Source organism: Flavobacterium sp. H122 (assembly GCF_004959765.1).
Classification (GTDB): domain Bacteria; phylum Bacteroidota; class Bacteroidia; order Flavobacteriales; family Flavobacteriaceae; genus Flavobacterium.
The window spans coordinates 95,595-120,067 of sequence record NZ_SJZD01000009.1 but is presented as its reverse complement, the minus strand read 5'-3'; the positions used below and the strand labels follow the sequence as shown (position 1 = coordinate 120,067).

At 34.0% G+C, this 24,473-nt stretch carries 24 protein-coding genes; 6 read left to right on the top strand and 18 right to left on the bottom strand.

The window, feature by feature from the left end:
• Positions 1-295: 295 nt before the first annotated feature.
• A complete protein-coding gene (locus EZM65_RS13495; RefSeq protein ID WP_136669086.1) occupies positions 296-1,549 on the bottom strand; it encodes an ABC transporter permease in 1,254 nt (417 codons plus the stop codon).
• Positions 1,550-1,555: 6 nt separating this feature from the next.
• Here EZM65_RS13495 and EZM65_RS13490 point away from each other — a divergent pair, with 6 nt between their 5' ends.
• On the top strand, positions 1,556-2,797 hold the full coding sequence (locus EZM65_RS13490) for an exo-beta-N-acetylmuramidase NamZ domain-containing protein (protein WP_136669085.1): 1,242 nt from the start codon (positions 1,556-1,558) through the stop codon (positions 2,795-2,797).
• 33 nt (positions 2,798-2,830) lie between these two features.
• Here EZM65_RS13490 and EZM65_RS13485 read toward each other — a convergent pair whose 3' ends face one another.
• Positions 2,831-3,328, bottom strand: coding sequence for a YkgJ family cysteine cluster protein (locus EZM65_RS13485; protein WP_136669084.1), 498 nt, complete (start codon positions 3,326-3,328; stop codon positions 2,831-2,833).
• A 72-nt stretch (positions 3,329-3,400) separates the two neighbouring features.
• On the opposite strand from EZM65_RS13485, the gene EZM65_RS13480 reads away from it, so the two are divergent.
• Positions 3,401-4,102 (top strand): bifunctional 2-polyprenyl-6-hydroxyphenol methylase/3-demethylubiquinol 3-O-methyltransferase UbiG, encoded by a 702-nt coding sequence (locus EZM65_RS13480; RefSeq protein ID WP_136669083.1) that lies wholly within the window; start codon positions 3,401-3,403, stop codon positions 4,100-4,102.
• Positions 4,103-4,294: 192 nt separating this feature from the next.
• Here EZM65_RS13480 and EZM65_RS13475 read toward each other — a convergent pair whose 3' ends face one another.
• The 12 genes from EZM65_RS13475 to EZM65_RS13420 form a co-directional block, all read right to left on the bottom strand.
• Complete coding sequence (locus EZM65_RS13475) at positions 4,295-5,452, bottom strand: aminotransferase class V-fold PLP-dependent enzyme (RefSeq protein WP_136669082.1); 1,158 nt, start codon at positions 5,450-5,452, stop codon at positions 4,295-4,297.
• A 75-nt stretch (positions 5,453-5,527) separates the two neighbouring features.
• Positions 5,528-5,914, bottom strand: coding sequence for an energy transducer TonB (locus EZM65_RS13470; RefSeq protein ID WP_136669081.1), 387 nt, complete (start codon positions 5,912-5,914; stop codon positions 5,528-5,530).
• 158 nt (positions 5,915-6,072) lie between these two features.
• A complete protein-coding gene (locus tag EZM65_RS13465) occupies positions 6,073-6,468 on the bottom strand; it encodes an energy transducer TonB (protein ID WP_136669080.1) in 396 nt (131 codons plus the stop codon).
• Positions 6,469-6,615: 147 nt separating this feature from the next.
• Positions 6,616-6,996, bottom strand: coding sequence for an energy transducer TonB (locus tag EZM65_RS13460; RefSeq protein WP_136669079.1), 381 nt, complete (start codon positions 6,994-6,996; stop codon positions 6,616-6,618).
• The gene (locus EZM65_RS13455) at positions 6,996-7,628 is read right to left on the bottom strand and encodes a 7-carboxy-7-deazaguanine synthase QueE (protein ID WP_136669078.1); all 633 of its coding nucleotides are present in this window, start codon (positions 7,626-7,628) and stop codon (positions 6,996-6,998) included. Before EZM65_RS13455 ends, EZM65_RS13460 begins: the two co-directional genes overlap by 1 nt.
• Before the next feature lie 113 nt (positions 7,629-7,741).
• On the bottom strand, positions 7,742-9,433 hold the full coding sequence (locus EZM65_RS13450) for a tetratricopeptide repeat protein (RefSeq protein ID WP_136669077.1): 1,692 nt from the start codon (positions 9,431-9,433) through the stop codon (positions 7,742-7,744).
• Between the two features lie 14 nt (positions 9,434-9,447).
• Positions 9,448-10,377, bottom strand: a complete 930-nt coding sequence (locus EZM65_RS13445; protein ID WP_136669076.1) for a PstS family phosphate ABC transporter substrate-binding protein — start codon at positions 10,375-10,377, stop codon at positions 9,448-9,450.
• A complete protein-coding gene (locus EZM65_RS13440; RefSeq protein WP_248574870.1) occupies positions 10,377-10,541 on the bottom strand; it encodes a hypothetical protein in 165 nt (54 codons plus the stop codon). The genes EZM65_RS13445 and EZM65_RS13440 overlap by 1 nt, the downstream gene beginning before the upstream one ends.
• Positions 10,542-10,604: 63 nt before the next feature.
• The gene (locus EZM65_RS13435; RefSeq protein WP_136669074.1) at positions 10,605-11,417 is read right to left on the bottom strand and encodes an energy transducer TonB; all 813 of its coding nucleotides are present in this window, start codon (positions 11,415-11,417) and stop codon (positions 10,605-10,607) included.
• A 25-nt stretch (positions 11,418-11,442) separates the two neighbouring features.
• Positions 11,443-11,988: a biopolymer transporter ExbD gene (locus tag EZM65_RS13430; RefSeq protein WP_136669073.1), complete on the bottom strand. Its 546-nt coding sequence runs from the start codon at positions 11,986-11,988 to the stop codon at positions 11,443-11,445.
• 20 nt (positions 11,989-12,008) lie between these two features.
• Positions 12,009-12,632 (bottom strand): biopolymer transporter ExbD, encoded by a 624-nt coding sequence (locus EZM65_RS13425; protein ID WP_136669072.1) that lies wholly within the window; start codon positions 12,630-12,632, stop codon positions 12,009-12,011.
• Positions 12,633-12,667: 35 nt separating this feature from the next.
• A complete protein-coding gene (locus EZM65_RS13420; RefSeq protein WP_136669071.1) occupies positions 12,668-13,498 on the bottom strand; it encodes a MotA/TolQ/ExbB proton channel family protein in 831 nt (276 codons plus the stop codon).
• 383 nt (positions 13,499-13,881) lie between these two features.
• On the opposite strand from EZM65_RS13420, the gene EZM65_RS13415 reads away from it, so the two are divergent.
• From EZM65_RS13415 to EZM65_RS13400, 4 genes are all read left to right on the top strand, one after another.
• Positions 13,882-15,387, top strand: coding sequence for a helicase HerA-like domain-containing protein (locus EZM65_RS13415; protein ID WP_136669070.1), 1,506 nt, complete (start codon positions 13,882-13,884; stop codon positions 15,385-15,387).
• Positions 15,388-15,518: 131 nt separating this feature from the next.
• Positions 15,519-15,887, top strand: a complete 369-nt coding sequence (locus tag EZM65_RS13410) for a DMT family protein (protein ID WP_136669069.1) — start codon at positions 15,519-15,521, stop codon at positions 15,885-15,887.
• A gap of 51 nt (positions 15,888-15,938) precedes the next feature.
• Positions 15,939-16,247, top strand: coding sequence for a GIY-YIG nuclease family protein (locus EZM65_RS13405; protein ID WP_136669068.1), 309 nt, complete (start codon positions 15,939-15,941; stop codon positions 16,245-16,247).
• A 39-nt stretch (positions 16,248-16,286) separates the two neighbouring features.
• A complete protein-coding gene (locus EZM65_RS13400; RefSeq protein ID WP_136669067.1) occupies positions 16,287-16,652 on the top strand; it encodes a cupin domain-containing protein in 366 nt (121 codons plus the stop codon).
• On the opposite strand, the gene EZM65_RS13395 is transcribed toward EZM65_RS13400, so the two are convergent.
• The 4 genes from EZM65_RS13395 to EZM65_RS13380 all read right to left on the bottom strand — a co-directional run bounded on the left by EZM65_RS13395 (position 16,649) and on the right by EZM65_RS13380 (position 24,316).
• A complete protein-coding gene (locus EZM65_RS13395; RefSeq protein WP_136669066.1) occupies positions 16,649-17,866 on the bottom strand; it encodes a discoidin domain-containing protein in 1,218 nt (405 codons plus the stop codon). The two genes, EZM65_RS13400 and EZM65_RS13395, sit on opposite strands and share 4 nt — an antisense overlap.
• Entirely contained in the window at positions 17,850-20,375 is a 2,526-nt protein-coding gene (locus tag EZM65_RS13390) for a DUF2339 domain-containing protein (RefSeq protein WP_136669065.1), read from the bottom strand. The genes EZM65_RS13395 and EZM65_RS13390 overlap by 17 nt, the downstream gene beginning before the upstream one ends.
• 134 nt (positions 20,376-20,509) lie before the next feature.
• The gene (locus EZM65_RS13385; protein WP_136669064.1) at positions 20,510-21,862 is read right to left on the bottom strand and encodes an NAD(P)/FAD-dependent oxidoreductase; all 1,353 of its coding nucleotides are present in this window, start codon (positions 21,860-21,862) and stop codon (positions 20,510-20,512) included.
• A gap of 72 nt (positions 21,863-21,934) precedes the next feature.
• Positions 21,935-24,316: a penicillin acylase family protein gene (locus tag EZM65_RS13380; RefSeq protein ID WP_136669063.1), complete on the bottom strand. Its 2,382-nt coding sequence runs from the start codon at positions 24,314-24,316 to the stop codon at positions 21,935-21,937.
• Between the last annotated feature and the right edge of the window lie 157 nt (positions 24,317-24,473).

Genomic DNA, 24,473 nt, shown 5'->3' with positions numbered 1-24,473 from the left:
TTTTTTAGTTACTCTGTTGTTCAGTGAGTTAGCCATGAAAGTTTTTTTCTAAAGTTGTAAAGTCACAAAGTGACAAAGCTACAAAGCAGGTTTTACTCTATTATATATATAGTATACCTGCAAAAGTATCCTTTCTCTATACCCGGGCTTGCGCGTGAGCGGCGTTTCGGCTCCGCTCAATGGACTTAGAAAAGATATAGCGGAACGCGTGGCCCGGAGGAACGGAGGGAAACGCACAAATTGGATTGTTAGACTGCTGGATTACTTAGATTACTTATATGAGTTTTGAGGATTGCTAAGTAAACTTAATGGCTTTGACTGGAGATATCTTTGTAATCACATAGGAAGGCACCAGAAGTACGATTAAACAAACCAAGACAGTTCCTATATTTAACAACAGTATGTAAAACATATTGATATCGACAGGTGCGGTAGTTACATAATAGTTTTCCGGGTTTAGCTTGACTACACCAAAATACTTTTGGATTAAAAGCAATCCTATACCTATTGCATTACCCCAAAGCAATCCTTTTACTATTAAATGTGTTGCGTTATAAAGGAAGATTTTTCTGATTGTCCAATTATTAGCTCCGATTGATTTCAATATTCCTATCATTTGGGTTCTTTCCAATATCAGAACCATTAATGCAACCACCATATTAATAGTAGCTACCACAATCATAATGATAAGTATCACTACTATATTAAAATCAAAGAGTTTCAGCCATTCGAAGATATAAAAGTATTTTTGGGCTATAGTTTGTGTATCCAGAGCTTTTGTCGGGTCTTCTTTATTTATGGTATTATTGTAAACTTCTGCACCTGTTTGTGTAATTTGAGTAAAATCATCAATAAACACTTCAAAAGAACCCACTTGATTGGGCAACCATTTATTCATACGTTGAATATGACGAATATCTCCTAATATATAAGTAGCATCAAATTCCTGGAAACCCGAATTATAAATACCCACAATTTCAAACGAACGGAGATTAGGCAGTTTATTTTCTCCTTCCTTCATAAAAAAAGTATTGCACTTATCACCAATTTTTAATTCCAGTCGGTTGGCAAGGTATTCAGATATCATAGCCTCATTGTTCAAATTTGATTTGACATCAGGAACCTTACCTTCTTTTATATATTCGCTCAGATTATTCCAATCATAATCTTTCCCTACTCCTTTGTATACTATTCCTTCAAAAGATTTTTCTGTCCGGATAATCCCTGCTTTACTTGCAACTGCCTGAATATGCTTTACTCCTTCTACAGCATTGAATTTGGGATAGAAATCCTGATCTGTTGAAACAGGATTTAAACTTACCTGTGATTGATTGTCATCAAAATTTGAAATAATAATATGTCCGTTAAACGCCGATACTTTTTGGCGTATTTTTTGCTGCAGACCAATTCCGGTTGCCACTGACACAATCATCATTATCAAACCAATTGCAATGGCTGCAATGGCAATTTTAATTATTGGTGCAGAAATATTACTTTTACGTTCGTTAGTACGTATAAGTCTATCAGCTATAAAAAATTCTAAATTCAACAGGTAATGGTTTACAAATTGGTTCTCAAAAATACATTTTTATTATTGCTTTTTGCAATTGTTTCGTGCGGAAATTGTAAAAAGAAAATAGAAGAAAGAGAAAAGACAAAAGACAGCACTGTAATAAATTCGAAAAACACATCTAATCCTCAAGAAAAAAACATAAAAACTGGAGCCGACAACTATGAAACCTACTTACCTATATTAAAAGACAAAAGAGTTGGTATTGTAACAAATCAAACCGGTATACTTTCCAATAAAACCCATTTAGTAGATTTTTTGATAGAGAAAAAAATCAATTTACAAAAGATATATGCGCCGGAACATGGTTTTAGAGGAACTGCAGATGCCGGCGAACTAATAAAAGACGGTAAAGACACCAAAACTGGATTACCAATATTTTCTTTATACGGAAACAACAAAAAACCAAAACCTGAGCAGTTAGCTGGAATTGACATCATGATTTTTGACCTGCAGGATGTTGGCGCCAGATTTTACACCTATATATCTTCTTTGCACTATGTGATGGAAGCTTGTGCGGAAAATAACATTCCGTTACTGGTTTTTGACAGACCAAATCCAAACGGAGGAATTATTGATGGCCCAATTTTAGAAAAAGAACATACAAGTTTTGTGGGCATGCATCCAATACCTGTACTTCACGGAATGACCATAGGCGAATATGCTAAAATGATTAATGGTCAAAAATGGTTAAAAAATGGAATACAATGTAAACTTGAAATAGTTCCATGTATAAATTACCATAGAGAGATGCAGTATAACTTACCTGTAAAACCATCACCAAATTTACCAAATCCTCAAGCAATCAATTTGTATGCGAGTTTATGTTTTTTTGAAGGAACCAATGTAAGTGTGGGACGTGGAACCGAAAAACAATTCCAGATTTATGGTTCCCCATATTTAAATAACAATGGATTCAGTTTTACACCAAAGCCAAATTTTGGTGCAAAAGATCCTGTTTGGAATGGAAAAGAATGTTTCGGAGAAGATTTAACCAAAATAGAAAAAGTAAAACGCCTAGAATTGAAATGGCTGATTAAAGCGTATAAGGAAAACGCTCAAACCAAAAATCCGTTCTTCAATGACTTTTTTACCAAGTTGGCCGGAACGAAAAAACTACAGCATCAAATTGAAAGTGATGCTTCTGAAACTGAAATTAGAAAATCCTGGGAAAAAGGACTAAAAGACTTCAAGGAAATGAGAAAGAAATATTTGATTTATAATTAACTTTTTACTTGATTCATATAAAAAATGCCACTTTTAAAGTGGCATTTTCTTTTTCATTTCTTCTACTATATTATACGCCGCAGGACAAATCGCTACATTCTTTAAAGTCAGATTTGATATCTGCTGAAATTTCTTTCTATCAGTGTGCGGAAATTCACGGCATGCTTTTGGACGCACATCATAAATCATACAATAATTCTCAGCATCCAGAAAAGTACAGGGTACACTCTGTAAGACATAATCATTATCTTCGTCAATTCGCAAATATTGATCTATGAATTGTTGCGGTTTTTGACGAAAGTGTTTTGCGATACGTTCGATATCTGCCGATGTGAATAACGGTCCTGTAGTTTTACAGCAATTGGCACATTGTAGACAATCCGTACGCTTAAATTCGGCATCATGCAATTCCTGCATGACATAATCAATATTTTTTGGCGCTTTCTTTTTAAGCTTATCGAAATACTTTTTGTTTTCGTTATGCTTATCTTTGGCTAGTTTTTGTATTTCTTGTAATGAAGGCTTCAGCATTTAATTCAATTTCAGAACGCAAAATTAAAGAAAACAAATAAACGAATAACCATATTACCAAATAAACTTAAAATGAAAGACCTTTTTGGCAAAGCCATATTAGATTATCAAATCAATAATTCACCTGAAGATATTGTTACTGAAACCAATATTTCAGAAGCAGATGAAATGTCGGTTGCATATTTATTCCGTTCCTATAAAGACATGCCCAAATTGGAACAAAAAGCATTACAACTTTCTAAAGGAAAAACATTGGACATTGGCTGCGGTGCCGGAAGTCATGCACTTTATCTACAGAAAAATGGGTTTGATGTAACCGCCATAGACATTTCACCAAATGCAATTGAAGCATGTAAGTTAAGAGGTGTTAAAAAAACTTTAGTTACCGATATTTTGAATTTAGATTCGGATGAAAAATTCGACACCATTTTACTTTTAATGAATGGAACGGGAATCTTTGGCACACTGAAAGAAACCACAAAATACCTTCAAAAACTTAAATCACTTCTTTCAGAGAAAGGACAAATACTAATCGATTCTTCTGATTTAATTTATATGTATGACCAGGATGAAGATGGTGCTTATGAAGTTCCTGTCAATGGATATTACGGCGAACTGACTTTTACGGTACATTATAAAGGAGAAACCGAAAACTCTTTTCCTTGGTTATATTTAGACTACAACACGTTACAAAATGCCTGTCATGCAAACGGTTTTCAGTGTGAATTGGTTTTAGAGGGTGAGCATTTTGACTATTTGGCGAGATTATATTAGAAACAAGGTGATTTCGAGAGCCTCAATCACCGTATCGAGAATACTTCGACAGGCTCAGCATGACACCTCAATCACTGTATCAAGAACACTTCGGCAGGCTCAGCATGACACCTCAATTACCTTATTTTTTATATCTTTTTTAGTAGCCTTCGAGAACCTCAGGCTACTAAAAAGAATGCCACTTGCATATGGCTATTTTTTAATCAAATCAGTTGTTGCAATAATTTCTTCCAATGCAATATAAAGTTTATCCAAATCTTCCTGTGAATTATAGCCGTTGATAGAATACCTTATATAAATATTATCGTTTAATGGCATTACTGGAACTTGAATTTTGTATTTATCATACAAAAGTGTTTTTAATTCAGCAGACCTGTCCGTTTTAACAGGAACACTGGCCATTTGACCTAAGAATTCATCTGTAACCGGACATATTGGTTGTGTGCCAAGCAAGTCACAAAAACGTTTATAGTTTTCTAAAACTATCTGCTTGGAATTTTTTGAAACTTCTTTCCAATTATTTTCTTCTAAAAATTCAATAACCTTAGGAGTACATAAATACTGAGCAATATCATTTGTTCCTTGGTATTCATGATAATCTAAAAACTGACTGTCACTTGGCGCTAAACTTTCATAACCCCAACTCACGACCAACGGATCGAGAGAATCCTGCAATTCTTTTCGAACATATAAAAAGGTACTACCTTTAGGAGCCAACATCCATTTGTGCAAAGTTCCTGTGTAATAGTCAGGGTTTAATTCTGAAATATTCAAATCGATATGTCCGGGAACGTGGGCACCATCAATAATTGTTATCAGTCCAAGCTCTTTTGCTTTGTCACAAATTTCTTTTACTGGAAAAATTAAAGCGGTAGCACTGGAAAAATGATTCAAGAAAATGACTTTTGTTTTAGAAGTATACCCTTTCCAAAACTCTTCCAAAAGCTGCTCTTTAGATTGAACAGGTAAAGTAATATTCTGACGGATATATTTGGCACCGCTTTTTTTACAATAAAAATTCCAAGTTCTGACCATAGCACCATACTCATGATTGGTGGCCAGGATTTCATCCCCAGGTTGAAGATTCAGACTTCTCATTACTGTATTGATTGCCACTGTTGGATTTGGAATAAAGAAGAAATCTCTCTCGTTACAATGAATATGTTTTGCCAATGCAGTTTTAGCTGCTTTCAAATACTTAGGCTGTTTAATTTGAATAAAACTTACAGGTTCTGATTCAAGCTCAATTTGAAAACGGATATATTCCTCGAAAATTGGTTTCGGACACGATCCAAATGATCCATGATTTAAAAAAGTAATTGAGTCATCAATTTGAAAAAAGGCTTTCATAAAATAAATTTAACACCATAAAAATAAAAAATCCTGAATTTAAATTCAGGATTTTTAAAATATAACTAACATAGATCATTTAATTGTAATAGGGAAATTATACTCAACATCTACATTTACACCTTTCATTCTACCAGGCTGCCATTTTGGGCATTTTGCTAAAACACGTTTGACTTCTTTACCGGCATTACCCAAATCTCTAAGAATCTGTACATTTCCAACGTTCCCGTTTTTATCTATTATCATACTTACATGCACAGTACCTGTTGGCAGCTCATCTTCTTCTGAGAGATGGAAATTATTCATAACAAATTTCATAAATTCATTTATTCCTCCAGGAAACATAGGTTTTACTTCTACTTGTTCATATGGAATAATGATTAACACTTCGCTATTAAGCTTTTTGGCAAAACTTAAATTAATAATCATAAAACTTAACAAAAATAAAGCACTCTTCTTCATAATCCGCTGATTTACTGTTTGTTAATTAAAAATACAAACATATCGACGAATCAACAAAATAAATCGATAAAGTGTCGTAAATGATTCTTATTAAAAAATATTTCTTACAAAAAAAGAGGATTAACTTGAAGTTAATCCTCTTTTTTTGTAGAACTCAATTAGATCCTTATAGTTACAGGTAAAGTAAACAATACTCTGGCCGGCTTACCTTCATGATCTGCTGGATTCCATTTTGGACACATTTGTAAAATTCTGGTAATTTCCTGAGCTGTTCCATGACCTAAATCGTTTAAAATTTTAATATCAGAAACACTGCCATTCACTTCAATCACAAAGCTGACTTTCAAAATACCGCCTGAAAAATTCTCATCAGTAGGTGCCTGGAAATTTTTACCAATAAATTTCATGAATTCATTAATCCCTCCTGGATAAATAGGCTGATTTTCAACCGAATCATAAGGGATTGGAGCACTTTTTTCAATTGCACTCATAGAAGCCTGAGCCAAGCTTATCTGAGTCACAAAGAACGCAAGGAATAGTAAAATCTTCTTCATAGCAACAATTTTTGGGTTAATATTCCGTTACATATTTGCGTAGGCTTTTTCGATTTGGAACAAAAAAGTTTATGAAAATATTAAGTAAATATAAAAATATTTTTCTAATATTTATCTTTTTCTTTAAAATTTAAGAAATATCTCAATCTATCTAAATACAAATTCCACTGGAAATCTAAGATTCATGGTTACAGACTTACCACCTCTTGATGCTACCTGCCATTTAGGAGCCTGCTTTAACACCCTGATAACTTCCATAGCAAATTCCATATCTTTAAACTCCGCGATTCGGATATTTTTGATTTCACCCGTATCAATAATATCGAATGTAAAAACAACTTTACCTGCCTGTTTGATTTTTGTTTTATCTATTCTTCTGTAAATATAGTCCCGAAAAGATTCCAGTCCACCTCCATTAAATTTTGGCTGAATCAGATCCCCTTTTAAGTAAACTTCATCTTCACCCATAATCTGGCTCGAACAAACAAAGCAAGATAAAGTCAATACCAATAAAAAGATGTGTTTCATTATGGAATATTTAAATATTTATGGGTCTGTAAAGAAACACGCCATTTAGGATTCTTCATTACATAATCAACAATCATTGGGGTAATTTCCTCGCGTTTACTCCACTCAGGCTGCAGGAAAAGAACGGCTTTTGAGTTTACTTTCGCAGCTTGTTCCTCAGCAAAAATAAAATCATGCTTATTATATACGATTACTTTCAGTTCACTTGCAATATCATAAGCTTCCTGAACCGGCAATTTATTTTTTTTTGGTGACAGACAAAACCAATCCCAATTACCACTCACCGGATAAGCACCTGAGGTTTCAATATGAACTCTTAAATTTTGGGCTTTCAATTTTGCGGTTAAAGATTCCATGTTCCAGGTGAGAGGTTCCCCCCCTGTAACCACGACAGTATCTGCATACTTTTTTGCATTATTAACTATCACGTCTGTGCTTGTAGGCGGATGAAGTTCTGCATTCCAGCTTTCCTTAACATCACACCAGTGGCATCCTACATCACAACCGCCAATTCTAATAAAATAAGCTGCAGTTCCTGTATACGCACCTTCTCCCTGAATAGTATAAAATTCTTCCATCAAGGGAAGCATTTCACCTTTTTCTACAGCAATTTGAGTTTCTTTTGTCAACATAATATATTCCTAAAAAGGGTTGCAAATATACACAAAATTAAACAGTTAAGTTATGCACAAATAAAAAAAACCGATAGCGAGCTATCGGTTTTTTAAAAACATTTTTCAATGAATTATTTCAATGTGTTTTTTAAGTTTAAAGCATCTGCATCAGTAGGATCCAACGCTAAAGCTTTGGTTACAAAATCTGTAGCTTTTACTTTATCTGTTTTTCCATAAAAACGAGCCAATGCATTGTAAGCTTCAACCATTTTCCCTTTATTGCTTTCAACAGTAGCCGCACCTTTTGTAGTAACTACTTTTGTAAATTCCTCATAACTTACCGCCATTTGCGTTTTTGCCGCAGCATCAGTAAGCAATTCGTTTACACGTGCTCTGTAAATATGCGCATCCTGAGTTGTAGGTGATTTTTCAATAACTACCGCAAATGCTTTGTCAGCTTTTTGTAATTGCACAACATCAACTGTTTTAACATCATCAGCAACATTATTGAAGTACAACGAATATCCTAAGAAGAAATTATCATACAAATAGTTTTTTGAATTTGGGTTAGAAACAGCAACTTCATAAACTCCTGCAGCATATTTGTATAATTTTCTTTCAAAATATTGCTTTCCAATCTCATTCAAATCATTAGCCATAGGTTTATCCAACTCAACAGCTTTTTTGAAATTTTCGATAGCCTGGGCATACAAAGCTTCATCAATAACTGGTTTCACACCTTCAGCTGTTGCAGGGATTGCTTTTTTAAGCTGTGCCATACCCAAATACAAATAATCTCTACCAATAATTTTGTTGGATGCATTAGATGTATATTGTGTTAATGCATTAATAGCGGCATCTGTATTTCCGTTTTCATAGGCCGAATATCCTAAGTAACGCATAATTCTTGGATTTACTTTGTCCAATTTAGCCATTTCATTAGCTTCAGTTTCTAAAGCTTTATAATCCTTAGCTACAATCAGGAAATCCGCATGACGCATACGCGAAGCCAATGAATAATCAGTCAGACTCATGTATTTTTCATAATATGATAATGACTTATCAGTATATTCTTTGAATTTAGCTTTATCATTTTGCTGTAAAGCCCAACCAAAATATATTTCGGCTAATTCACGGTAAGCCGGTCCGTATGAAGGATTTGTTGCCAGTAAATTATCTATAGCAGTCTTTGCTTCGTTAAATGCACGTGCACCTTTCAACAAAACACCTAACTGCATTTTAGCTCTTAACAAATCCTTATTAGCATCTGCCGCATTACTGTAAGCTGCATAAGCTTCATTTTGGTTTTTATCACCATAATGAGCATCACCTAATGCCAACAAAGTCTGCGCATCATTCATATTGATGGTTTTAGCCTTATTCAATACTTCGATTGCTTTCTTGTAATCAGGGTTTACCGAATTAGTGTATGCTTTACCAATGTAAATAAATTGCTCGATATCTTTTTTCTTCATCCCAGCAGATGCCTGATCAAAATTAAACTGAGCCGCTTGTTTATTACCGTTATCCAAATCTATCTGTCCTAAACCGATGTAATTTAACACACCACCTTCTTTCTTAGTCAGGGCATTTTGAAAAGTCGTTTTAGCAGAATCCTGATATGTTTGCTTTAAATACACATTCCCTAACAAGAAAGTTGCTTTACCATTTTCAGGATTGGCTTTGATAACTGATTTTAATATAGATTTTGCTTTTTCATATTGTTCAGCATCGATAGCTTTTTTTGCCGACTCAATATCCTGAGCAAATACACTGCCTCCTAATACCAAAAAAGCAACGCTGAAAAATTTAACTTTATTCATTTCTTAACTATTTATTAATTTTGTTGTTTTTCAATCTCTTTACGGATGATTAGATTTCTGCTTGGCATTCTTACCGGAACCAATCCAGCCTTAAGAACAATACGCTGCCCAATCTCTCCTGCTACAAACGAAGCAAAACCCATGCCTAAACCTGCATAACCTTGATAATTTAACATTTTAATTTTTCGGGTATAAGGATAAGTTTCTGAAGCAATGTAATCCTGAGTAGGTATTACAAAGGTACCATTCTTTGCTTTTACTTCCAAAATACTTACCTGATTTACTGTATTTTGAAACTCAGGTTGTGGCTGTGTTATCCAATTAACACCAACAACACCAACCATACCAGGATTTTTGGCGACAAACGTAATAACTTCATTGTTGGTTTTAAAAGAATATATATTATCTTTTGGTAAATTTTTTACATCAGCTAACTCCATTAAGTACTTCACTGTACTTGAATTGGCATTATCAAAAACAAGTCCGGAAAATCTGTTTGATTTACCTTTCATGAAATCAATTAAATCTTCTTTCGTTATTTTAATAGAAGAACTTTGGTTATTTGCTATAAAAGCAATTCCATCCAGTGCCAAATCAGTCACTTTAGGTTTAATTTTTTTTTCTATGAATTTACCAGCTTCGCCAGGACTTAATTCTCTGGTCAGAATAGCTAAATCATTTTTACCTTCGGAAAGCAGTTTTACAATTTCCTGTTCAGATTTAGGCACTAATTTTATTTTAGCATTGTACTGGTTTTCGAAAACCATTACCTGATCTTCTATTACAGGATAAACAGTTTCATCAACTAAAATTGTGGCAGTACCCGTAAGGATTGTTTCTTCATTGGATTGTTTTTTGGCATCACATGCCCAAAAAACCAGTATCAAAACTGATAAAGAAACAAATAAATATTTAATCTTATTTTTTTTTATAGAGAATATCATCACTTTCTAAAATAACGGACAAAACGTAAAAAAGCATAAATTATTATAGCAACACCCAGCGTAATTCTGTATCCATCAGCCAGAGGCAATCTCTCAATAAGTCTATCCCAAAACAAAACGGCTAAACCCATCATTACGTAAACAATAAAAAACAGAATACCCATAATAAGAAGAAATCGCTCCGGGAGCGATTTCTTCGTTTGATTATTTAAGTTACTTCTATCCATCTATTCCGCTCTAATATCAAGCATAATAGGCAAACTGTAACGTACACGTATTTTATTACCGTTTTGTACTCCTGGTTTCCACTTAGGAGCACTTTTCAACATACGCATTGCTTCTGCACCTGTACCAAAACCTAAGTCTCTGATCACTTTAATATCTGTCAAACTTCCGTCTTTTTCAACAACGAACTCAACAAATACTCTACCTTTCAGGTCAGTATCAACTTCAGGAGTACGATAGTTTCTTTGAACATATTTAGCAAAACCTTCAGCTCCTCCAGGGAATTCAGGCTGTACTTCAATACCTGCAGAACTATATACGTTGTTATCTTCGACTACTTCAACAACTTTATCGTTGTCTCCTGTAGGCTGATCGATTGTAACTTTTGCATCTTTATCCCCTTTCTGATCTTTTTCAGCAATGTTTTTATCTTTCAACTCTTCAATAGTCTTGATCTCTTCGGTAACCTTTTTAGCCTCAACCACTTTAGGTTTAACAAACTTTACTTCGTCAACTTTCGGTTTAGGCGGTTCAGGTTTCTTTTCAGGTGGTGGTGGCGGAACGTTTTCTTTTGGTTTTTCCATGTTCACCAAAACCACTTTTTGATCCAGTGAGTTTTTAGCATCATCACCTTTAGGAAGCATATCAATAATTGTAGGTGAACTAACTGCCAAAGCAAATATTACACCTCCAATTAACAATGCTCTCAATGAAGTTTTAGGATTTTCTTTACGCAACTCATAAGCACCATACTTTTTGTTACGTCCTTCAAAAACTAAATCTAACCATTGAGGTTTGAATAAATCTAATTTCATCTTTTCAATTATTAGAATTAGTTAATTACTTGTTTAATAAAGCCTTCTCTTCAGGAGTTATATCTACGATTGCATAAGTAGGAACTTTTGCAATTGCCATCTCATCAAGAATGTCAACCATATTTCTATAGTTTGTTTTCTTATCTAATTTCAAAATCACAATCAATCCTTTTTTAGAATCACCTGTAACCTGCGGCACAGACTGCACCTTAGATAAAATTTCCTGTCTGATACCTGCCTTACCATAAGAAGAATCTTTAGGTCCTTCAAGCGGAGTTGCAAACTGCCCCATATACCATTTTACTTTATTGTTTTCACCTAATAAAATAGTCATGGTTCTATTATCAGCAACATCTATGGTAGTCGGTTCCTTCTTATCCTTTTCTTTTTCAGGCATTCCAAGAGGCATCGACTGCGGTTTAGACAATGAAGTAGTCAACATGAAGAAGGTGATTAACAAGAACGCTAAGTCCACCATCGCAGTTAAGTCAACTTTGGCATTGGATTTTTTACTTCTTACCTTTTTGTCGCCTTTTTTGCCACCGCCGCCGGAGTCATTTAATTCTGCCATTTCTTTTTATCTTAATTATATTAGAAATCTTTACCACGTAAACCAGTCACAAGATTGAAACTATTCACATCTTGATCCTGTAATAAATCCATTACTCGTTTGATTGAAGGATACTCCAATTTAGCATCACCTTTAATAGCGAATTTCAAATCTTCGTTTTTCAATTCAGCACTAGCTGCACGAGCATTGTAAATCCATCTTGACAACTCATCTTTTTTCTTATCGATAGAGTCCATAGGAATACCTGGCTGTAAATCTTGTGCGTTTCTTTCTGAACTGCTCATCGCGATAATTTGTTTTAAATTACCTAGCGGCACTCCGAAACCATCGATTAAAGAAAAACGGGTTTTCTCTTCATCAGAAAAATTTACACCATACTCTTGCCCCATTAGTTCAAGAGTTCTTACTCTGATATCTCTATCAACCATTCCAAAGAAAACTTTTCCTTTACCCACTGTCAGAGTTGCTAAGCCTGTTTCCGGCAATTTAGTCTGAACAATTGAGTTTGGCATATCAACAGCCAAAGGTTCCGGTTGTTTTGCTGTAGCAGTCAAGATAAAGAACGTCAACAATAGGAAAGCAACGTCACACATAGCCGTCATGTCTATTGCTCCTGCTTTTTTTTGCGTTTTTACTGCCATAATTATTTTTTATTCAAATAAATCTTTCGATCTATATATTATTTTAAACTTCCTTTGAAACGTCTGTAAGTATTTACAATCGTATTTGCTGCTTCATCAATTGAATACGTTAACGTATCTATTTTTGAAGTAAAGAAGTTATAAACTACAATCGCTAAAGCTGAAGTTGAGATACCTGTTGCAGTATTGATAAGTGCTTCAGAGATACCGTTTGCCAACGCTGCCTGGTCAGGAGTACCAGAAGTTGCCAACGCACCGAATGCTTTAATCATACCTGTTACAGTTCCTAATAAACCTGCTAAAGTTCCTAAAGATACTAATGTAGATAAAATAGTCATATTTTTCTCCAACATTGGCATTTCTAATGAAGTTACTTCTTCAATTTCTTTGTGGATTGTTTCAGTAGCATCCTCAGAAGAGAAACCTTCAGCTTTTACCTGATTGTATTTTACTAAACCAGCCTTAATTGCATTAGCAACCGAACCTTGCTGCTTATCACAGTTTTCGATAGCACCATTAATATCACCTTGGTTAACATTAGCCTGTACTTTTTTCATAAAAGCATCTAAGTTACCTTTACCAGCTGCTTTCTTTAAAACGAAGAAACGCTCAAATGAGAAAACAACTACCATCAACAATAAGCCCATTAACACAGGAACGATAGCCCCTCCTTTGTAAACCATTGCCAAATAATTCCCTGGTAGTGGATGCCCTTCAGGATTGTTTCCTTCAAAGTTTGCCGGGTTACCCATTACAAATTTCCATACCAACCATCCTACAAAGATACATGCTACAATTACAAGTCCAGAGAAAATATCACCTCCGTTGTTTGAACTTTTTTCTTTTTTAACTTTAACGTTGTTTGCCATTTTTCTAAAAATTTAAATTTCTTAAATTGATTAAATTCTTGTGTTTTTAATAAATAATGGGAGCAAATTTAATTTTTTACACGATATAAAAAAACTTTTTTTGATTTTTGTGCAGATGTTTCACAAATACTTGGAATTGCGTTAAAGCCAAAAAACAACAATCTTTCATTAAAAACCGATAAATATTCCTTTTTTTAAATATTAAACAATATTTTTTTCTTTTTAATGAGAATTTCTCAACAAATCTCAGTGCGCGCAAAAAAAAGAAAAAAACCACATTTTTACTCATTTTTAACAACATCAAAAATCAGACCAAAACCCATTATTTTTGTAGCTATTTTTGACACAAAAATTTAATAAATTGCACTACTTAACAACTAATCATGAGTACTTTAGAAAATTTCACAAAAGAAATCACCAACGGCTATAACTGCAAAGGAGCCAATATAAATTTAGGCGGCGCAATGCTAGATGGAGAAGCTCACGCAATTCCTGTCACTATTCCTCTAAAAACCCTTAACCGTCACGGTCTTATCGCCGGCGCCACCGGTACAGGAAAAACAAAAACGATTCAAGTACTTTCCGAACAGCTGTCACAAAACGGAATTCCTGTGCTAATGATGGATATAAAAGGAGATTTTTCCGGAATTGCCGCAGAAGGCCAGGAAAAAGACTTTATAAAAGAAAGACATACTAAAATAAATATCCCGTTTAAAGCAAAAGCTTTTCCGGTAGAATTAATGACACTTTCCTCACAGGACGGGGTCAGATTACGCGCTACGGTTTCTGAATTTGGCCCGGTTTTATTTTCCAGGATATTGGATTTGAATGAAACACAGGCTGGTGTAGTTGCTGTAATATTCAAATACTGTGACGATAAAAAAATGCCTCTTCTGGATTTGAAAGACATTAAAAAAGTAATGAATTACATTACAGAAGAAGGCAAAGATGAAATTTCTGAGGAATACGGTAAAATTTCAACCGCAACCACAGGAACAATTCTCCGTAAAATAATTGAATTGGAACAACAGGGCGGTGATATTTTCTTTGGTGAAAAATCATTTGAAATTGAAGATTTAATGCGTATTGACAAAAATGGCTACGGCTATGTAAACATTGTACGTTTGAATGACATCCAGGACAAACCAAAGCTGTTTTCGACATTCATGCTTAATTTACTGGCTGAAATCTACAATACTATGCCCGAAAAAGGTGATGTTGACCAACCTGAATTAGTTGTTTTTATTGATGAAGCGCATTTAATATTCAACGAGGCCAGTGATGCTTTACTGGATCAAATTGAAACCATCATAAAATTAATACGCTCAAAGGGAATTGGTGTATATTTTATTACTCAAAATCCAACCGATGTTCCAAAAGGAGTTTTAGCACAGCTGGGCTTGAAAATACAGCATGCTTTAAGAGCTTTTACAGCCAATGACCGTCAGGCTATAAAACAAACATCTGAAAACTACCCTATTTCCGAATTTTATAAAACTGACGAAATAATTACATCATTAGGAATTGGAGAAGCTTTAGTAACTGCTTTAAACGAAAAAGGTATCCCTACCCCACTGGTTGCCTGTATGATGCGTGCGCCTGAAAGCCGAATGGACATTTTGACTGAAAAAGAAATTACTGTAATAAATTCAAATTCCAAATTGGTTGAAAAATATGCCTCAGCAATTGACCGCGAAAGCGCTCACGAAATATTGACTAAAAAAATTGAAGAAATTTCGGAAGAAGTTGCTGAAAAAGAAGAAGAAAAACAAACCGCTAAAGAACCAAGCACAGGAGAAGTAATCGGTAAATCAGTATTAAAAGTAGTAACCAGCGCAAGTTTTATCCGTGGGGCGTTTAACGTTTTAATGAAAGTATTGAAAAAATAACAATATCAATTGCAATAATCAACATCAATTACAAGAAACAATATCAATTGCAATAATCAATTATAATTAACAATGTCGATATAAATTAAAAAAATTGAATTTGAGAATTGAGATTGTTTTTATCGTTTAACATGAAAGGATATATCACCATAGGATTGCTCATACTTTCTAATGTTTTTATGACATTGGCATGGTACGGACATTTGAAATTTAAAGAACTGAAATGGTTTGAAAATGCTGGTTTGATTACCATAATACTAATCAGCTGGGGATTGGCTTTATTTGAATACTGTTTTCAGGTTCCTGCCAACAAAATTGGTTTTCAAGGCAACGGTGGCCCTTTTTCTCTGTTACAGTTAAAAGTGATTCAGGAAGTAATTACTTTGATCGTTTTTGTTATTTTCTCTATGATTTTCTTCAAAAACGAATCGTTACGATGGAACCATGCTGTTGGAATGTGTTTTTTGGTACTTGCCGTTTATTTTATTTTTAAGAAATGATTTCTTATTAAAAGTCATTACGAGGAGGAACGACGAAGTAATCTGTAATTTATGACGTTTGGGTTTATTTATATCATCACTAATAAAAACAACACAACTCTTTACACAGGAGTAACTTCAAATTTGTCTAAACGTATAATTGAGCATAAAACAAAGAAATATTCAAAATCATTTTCAGTAAGATATAATTTAGAAAAATTAGTTTATTATGAATGTTATCAAATGATTGGTGATGCAATAACAAGAGAAAAAAAAATTAAAGCTGGATCAAGACGAGATAAAATAAATCTTATACAAAAAAGTAATCCGAATTGGTTAGATTTGTTTAAAGAAATAGAAAATATAATGAGTAGGAATTGATGAGATTGCTTCGTCGTTCCTCCTCGTAATGACTATACTATGAAAAAGTATTTTATCCAAAAGTCACCATTTGTTGTTCCTACAACCGATGGTAAATTAATAGAAGAACATCACGGATTGGCAACCACTGATAATCCGGAAATATCTATTGCTCACATGATAGCACCTCCCGGTTGGAGCGAACCTTTTCAAACCCCGGAATTTGACGAGTATACCTATATCATTTCAGGAAAAAAGCAGTTTATCATCGATGGTGAGAAAGTTGTTCTTGAAGCTGGTCAATCAATTAAAATAGAGAAAAATGTAAGGGTGCAATATTCGAATCCGTTTGATGCACCCTGCGAATACATTGCAATCTGCAAACCTGCTTTTTCAATGGATTTAGTACATAGAGAAGAAAGTTAATCTTTCTTCTCTAAATCTTTGAGCAATCCTAAAGCAAAATAAACTATCAAAACGGCTCCGGTAATTATTGAAACCCATAAAAACCAGGGTTTTTGCCAAAACATATCTGATTCTTTACTTTCAGATGCAGTTAAATGATGTAAATCCTCAATTACAATCTGTGATAAATCATTTTCAGAATTAAAATTGAAATTCACTATGTCATAATTGGGTGTAACATAATTTGAATCTATAACAACAGTATACACTCCATTTTTCTCAAGATCTGCAACAATGCCGATAGGTTTTTGAAGCAATTTTATTTTTTTGATTTCCAAAACAGGATTATCCTGATTTTCAATTTCTATAATTAATTCCTTTTCAAAAACCGGATTAATCCTGAAATGATTTTGACTTTTAGAATTCAACGAGAACTGATTTAGAGTTTCAAGGTAATTTTCACTTCTCTTTTTAATAGTCTGAGTTCTGTTTGCCAAAATTTTTGCATCACGCAGATACATTTGGGGGGCTGTAATTTCAAACTGAATTTCATCAATGATTTGCGGCGATTTAAAGTTGATATACAACAATGTCTTTTTGTTTTTCTTGTCATGCATAACCTTTTGACTAAAACCTTTAAGCTCAATCAAAGGAGACTCAATTAAATGAGGCACAAGACATGACACAGAAAACACATTGATTGGCAATGAATTCTTATCTGAAAAATCAAATCTTATGTACTTATAATTATTAAGCGGAAAACTGAATTCCCTTTCCACAAAAGTTTGGTTTTCATCATTCAAATCAGAAATTTCCTCATCATAAACCAGCCCAAACCATTCTTTATTGTCATTACTTCCGCTAATACTGTATCTTTTGGAGATTGAAGAATTTCCAATTTTCAACACCAACTTATCAATTTCAGCTTTGCCGTATTTTTCAACTATTATAGACGTATTTTTTCCTGGAGATGAGTTCTTTGAAATGATTGTGCAAGGCTTTACCTCAAAACCTTCTTTATTATTCAAAAAAACTGCATAAGGTACTTCGGTATTCATTTTATCAAGAATCCTTAAGTGATCCAAATCACCTCCAGAGGCAGAAAGAACTTCCGGAGATACTTTTACTAAAGCCAATCCATTCTTATTTGGCTTTGACATTACTCCTTTATACTGCTGTCCTGAAACAGTAGTCCCAAAAAACACAAACAGCAGGCAACTAATTAATCTTTTCATCCAAAACAGTATTTGCATCTTCATCAACAACTAATTTTTTAATTTTCTGATACACAAATGAAATAATCAACACCAGTACTCCCAGTAAAATAAATGCAATAATTTTACCACTTTCAGACACATTATTGATATCATAAACAAATAGCTTCACTATAGTAAGACCTAAAAGTGACAGGGCTATTATCCTTATATCTTTCCATTGTTTTCTAATCCCGAAAATCAACATGGCAAAAGACAGTATTCCCCATAAAACAGGAAATCCTATTTTGACTACCTGAATCCTGACCATTTCCATCTGATCATAAATAAATGAAAAATTAACAGTACTGTCTTTTCGTTCCTGTTTTTGCAATGAAATCAGATAGTCTTTTGTATTGGTAAAATAGTAACTGTGAATTATAATTTCATTGCTTAAAATATAAACGCCGCAAAAAACCAATCCCCATAATACCCATTTGGATTTCATGAAGCCAAAGGCAGGTTTTTCCATAATTTGCTTTACTAAAAAAACGACAAAATATGCAATACATCCTAAAATTATAAAATGCAGAATTAATGCAATAGAGTAATTATATCTGTACAAAAGGTTTGAAAAAATTTCTTCTGAAGGAATTACGCAGAACACTCCAACATAAAGCAGAACGTTTAAAATTGTCAAAACCGTTAATGGCTTAAAGAATTTATCATGAAACAGTTTCAATCCAAAAAATAACAATGCGCCGGAAAACACATAGTGATAAGTAACCGGAAGTGACAAGGCTGAAGATTCGTTAGCTATATATTGATCAGCCTGATACGTTATTTCGAACATTCCTACCAAATACCCAACAGCCAAAGCAGTAAAAGAAACAATTTCTCTAAATAAAACTGTATCCAATGAAATAGTAGCTATCTTAATTTTTTCTTCTTCTTTTTTCAATAAAAAATAAGTCACCACCAATGACCCTGAAACAACAAGACCTGTCAGAAATCCTTGATTAAAGACAACCGTAAGACCGGAATCACTATAAACAACAGTCCAATCCATTATTAAACTTATAATGGTCAGTAACTGAACCAATACAGCTCCGGTTTTAAAGAGCTCTATTTTGGATTTTTGTGATAGCCAATACAGTAAAACAGCTTCACATGCCCAAAACAACGTTATCTGATTGCCTTCGAACTGAACCGGTATTGTAATCGTTACAAAAGTAAACACAAAACCGATTAACAAATAAACCGCATTTTTATCCAAACCAAATTTCTTGAATAAAAAGCCTGCGTAAATCAGATTATAAACCGCCAGCGAAAGAGTAAACAAACCTTTTGCCTCAATTCCCCAATTATGAATAATTCCGAGACCTATTCCAAAATAAACAAAAGTATTGGCAACTATAATGAAATATTCCATTTTAGTAAACAAACCTTTATTTCTTATATTATTGAGTACCGCTATAATGCTGAATAAAAAATAAAAAACTGTAGCAAAAATCAAGGCTCCTTTGTGAGGCAGTGTGTTTTTATCCAGCTCAACTGTATACCAGCTGACAAAAAGAATACTTGTAAACAGAAAAGACAGCAGTGTAAGCAGATTCCATTTTTTAAAATAGGCAATTCCTAGTATTCCAATATTTAAAACAGCGATATAGACAAACAGGACAATATAATTCCCCTGCCCTGTACTCACCATAAAAGGAACTGCAAAACCACCAATTAAAGACAAGACTGAAAGCTCCTGCCTGTCATAAGCCAGAGAGACAAACGTACTGAAAGCTGTAATAACAACCATAATACTAAAAGCAACCGGCTGACTGAACAACTGATAATCATGAAAAGCTATTGCAATAGTAAAGTAAAAAATACTGATTGCTCCGGCAACCATTACAGAACTGAAAGCTTTATACTCTTTTTTAAGCTTATGTGCTACGCCCATAACTAAAGATCCTGCCAAGATTCCAATACCAACACGTGCGGTTTCATTGATCCAGTTTTTGTCTATCGCATATTTTACAAAGAAACTGATTCCTAAAACCAAAATCAGAATTCCTATTTTGTTAATAAGATTCTCCCCAACAAATTTTTCCAGATCCGGGTTGTTTTCCCTGAATTTCTCAAACCATGTTTTTTGAGGTTCTTTATACGCAGGTTCCTGTTGATCTGATACCATAGCTGGTTCAGCATTAATTTCTTCATCCTCAATTCCTGAAAGCTGAAACTTTTCTGATTCTTTATGCTCAGAAACAGTATCTAAAATTGTTTCCTTGATTTGTATTTCTTCATCTTCGTCATCAACAATATCTTCAAAAGAAGCAAACTTCTGCTCTTCTTTAACAACCGGAGGGGCAACAGTTTCCTTATCCTGAACAAGAGGAGGAAAATCCTCGCTCTTCTTTTCCATATATGCTTGAAGACTTACTATTTTCCTTTTCATTTCGTCCATTGAATTGACAACAGAAGATAATTTGGCATTTAAATTACTCATCAGAATAATTAGAACAACCAATATGATCAATAACAAAATGATTTCCATGAATGATTTTAGTTTAGTTTGAGTGCCAAATATAATCTATTTTAAGAATTTTCTTATTTTCATAGCCAAAAAGAAAGCCCCAAAACAAAATTCGGGGCCTATGGTATAATGCAGTAAACTTTAAACTGATATTTTTAATGTACTTTTGAGTTCAAAAGGGAGATTATCTTTTCTTCAACTTCCTCGCTGTCCCATTTGTTTTCAATATCTGAAATTGCCATAACTTCTTCCATGATTTTATTTTGGAAATCGCCTATGGCTAAAGCTTCAGAATATGGCTGTGTACTAAAAGTAACCCGGCTGTATAATGGCAGCCACTTTTCCGGATGTTTGTCAGAAAACCATTTTTCGATTTTCTTTTGAAGCAGAAACTTTTCATCCGCCGTTTTTGTACTCATTTCGATGAAATTTCTGAGAGAAAGTTCTGCAATGGCATCAGCATTAGGTTTGCGTGATTTCCCGTATTCTTCGAAGATTTTTTGCCAGTCATCACCATATTTTTCAATCATTTGGACCAACACCGTAATATCTTCAAAACCTACGTTCATTCCCTGACCGTAAAAAGGAACAATCGCATGAGCAGCATCACCAATCAATGCAATATTGTTTTCGTGTGTCCAAGGAAAACACTTCATCATTACCAGATAACTTGTTGGATTTCTAAAGAAATCATGCACCAAATCAGGGATTACTTCTTTTGTATCCGGAAAATATTCGGCAAAAAAATCAACCAGATCTTTTTCCTCTTTTAGCGCTTCAAACGAATTTTCTCCTTCAAACGGCATAAAAAGCGTACAAGTAAAACTTCCGTCTAAATTAGCCAAGGCCATGAGCATGAAGTTTCCCCGTGGCCAGATATGCAAAGAGTTTTTATCAATTTTATGCGTACCATCGGGATTAGCAGGAATGTGTAATTCTTTATAGCCAATTTTCATGAACTCCTGTGAGTAGTCAAACATACTTTGACGCTGCATACGGTGGCGGATTCTTGAAAAAGCGCCATCGGCTCCAAAAACCTTATCGTATTTTAATTCGGTCCACTCCCCTCTTTCGGTTTCTCCTATATGCAAAGTGGCATCAGCTAGAGTAACATCCCAAATTTTATGCTCAAATTTAAATTCAACTCCAACTTCTTCTGCTAAATCAATCATTTTACGATTTAGAACACCGCGTGAAAGAGAAAAAATTGCCTCACCATCTTTACCGTAGTTCTGGTAATTTAACTTTCCGTCTTGTAAATGAATGGCACGTTTATCTACCGGAATTCCAATTTTACGAATCTCTTCATCAATTCCAATATCTTCTAATGCCTTCCATCCACGATTAGACATTACAAGATTTATGGAACGTCCCGAAAATTCAACTGTTCTAATATCTGGGCTACGATCAAAAACATGAACCGTATGTCCCATTTTCTTTAAATAGATTGCTAACAATGTTCCTACTAATCCAGAACCAATTACAGCAATTTTTTGAGGAGTTTGCATTTATAATTTTATAAGCAGTTGTGCAAATTTATGGTTTTAGCCACGAATACACGAATGATTTCTGTCATATTTTTAAGGTTTGAAAACCAGTTTTGTTGAACTGGCTTCAATTTCCTTTCTATTCATTTTCATCTTTCTGAACTTACCATCTATATACATCTGTGCCTGATCGTTATAATGTTTGCTCATAGGATTCCCTGATTGCCCTGTTGGCAATATACTCCATGAATTTTCAATATCACTGAAATCGATTACCCTCCTCGTTGATGGTCCGGCCGAAATGTCATAAGAAGCTTCATCAGTATAATAATACATTACATTGTTTATTACCTCATTTGCTCCCGGTGCTTCAAAAACACCGACATTAAACAACGGACGTAGTAAAGCTACCTGACCAATAGGATGCTTATACTCCACTTTGTGTACTTTACCCCAGTTCCAGGCTGACACATCATCCCCTAATTGTGCTGAAAGATTTGCGATAGTTTCTTTAAATGATTTGGTTAAAATTTCACGACGATTTTCTTTCTTCCTTTTTGTATTCACATCATCCCACCACAATGAATTTTCAACTTTAGACTGATTGTCGATACATTGTTTCATAGCATGGGTTTTCATAAACTGCTTAAACGCAATTTCCCCCATTTCGTCCTTAAAAGTATTTTTAAAATAGAAATAGATCAGTTTATTATAAATTGTAGGGGCTACATCTGTAGTATTGTTGCTTCCGTTCCAGTTCGCTAATTGCTGTAACGCTTGTCTTTCAGTTTCGGAAAAATTTTTGGAGTCAATCCAAGAAACAAAATTGTGTGCCACATTTGAACTTACCGAAGAAGTATTATCATAAATCATTTTAGAAACATCTTCTTTTGTCCAATTATTTTTTTCTTTCAATAAATCAGCAATTCGTTTTGCCCTGTCTTCAGGCAGATAATAACCCGGATATTCATAGCCATCAATAGCCTGCGGCATATTATTAGCAGAATACACATAATTCCACTGTGGGTTTACCGCTTTAGGGTTTTTAGAAAAATCGAGATATTCCACTTTATCATCAATACCATTTGTTCCGCTAAGAATATAATTAGGATTCACTCCTTTTGGGAATTTATACAATTTCCCCGAAGTCTGCCAGGCGATATTATTTTTTGCATCTCCATACATTATATTTAACCCTGGTGCCGAAATATAAGAAACACCTTTTTGGAAATCACTTAAGCCTTTAGAGTGGCTTAAAGAATAAACCGCTTCAAGAATTTTATTTTCCTCGTGGGTATAAATCCATTTGAAAGCGACTGGCTGTTTGGGATTAAAATCATGAAGTATTCCATTCATCACAGCTCCATGATTAGTTTCTTTAATTTTTAAAACAACCGTGGTACTGTCTTTTACTTTAATTTCTTTTGTTCTTACTTTAAAATCAGCATAACCGTTTGTCGATTTATACTGATTCGCATTTGAAGGGTTGACTTCTTCCTGATAAAAATCGGCGTCATCATTTTCAAACATAGTTAAACCATACGCATACTGACGATTATGTCCCAACAATGGATAAGGAGTTCCTGCCAGATAATAGCCATACATTTCATGCTCCGGAGTTACAATGTGTGCTTCGTACCAGGTTCCAGGCTGTGAATAAGATATATGCGGGTCATTTGCAAAAAGAACCTTTCCTGTTGCTGTTTTTTTAGGAGCAATCACCCAACTATTACTTCCTATAAAAGGAGGAAAAGGTGATTTATCCAACAAATCGGTTACAGCTTTTGAAGCTTCTATAAATTGTTGATTCTGAATATTATTAGTTTTTATTTTTGTTGTATTGTATGATCCGTCAACTCCTAATTCTTTTAAATATCCATCATCCAGTTTATTCTTTAAATCGGTAAACATGGGATCAGTTTTTTGAGCACAGGCAAAACTAAAAGCCATGTAGCCAAAAATATTGTAAACATCTTTTAACGTGAAAGGTTTTTTCTCGATTCCCAACAACGTGAATTCAATAGGTGTTTTACCATTTTCAAGATATTGATTTATTCCATCCAGATAAGCCATAGCCAACTGATACGACTTTCCGTTTTTATCTAATTTTGCAATGGCCTGTTCTGAATTTTCATCAATTCCCAAAGCCAAAAACAGCTTATCGTTATCTAACGCTTTATTTCCAAATATTTCCGAAAGTTTTCCCGGTGCGATACGTCGTAACAATTCCATTTGCCACAAACGTTCCTGAGCATGAACATAGCCTAAAACAGTCTGCGCATCATTTTCAGAAGCAGCATAAATATGAGGAATCCCGTATTCATCAAAATAAACTGTGGTTTCTTTACTAATATTTTTAATCTGGACTTCTCCTTCATATTGAGGCTTCGTATAATACAGATAAGCATATATCCCAATTGCCAATAATGTTATTAAAATCAATAAAAAGATATAAAAGCGTTTGATTTTTTTCATTTGAAAAGATTTAACTCTCAAATTTAACCAATTAAAGCATTTTTCATAAAAAAAGTGCACTTATTTTCATAAGTACACTTCTCCTGATCAAAGTTCAAATTTGCTCCTATTCTTTCTTTTTACTATCGTTTATGATTAATGCAATCTTTTTCATGAC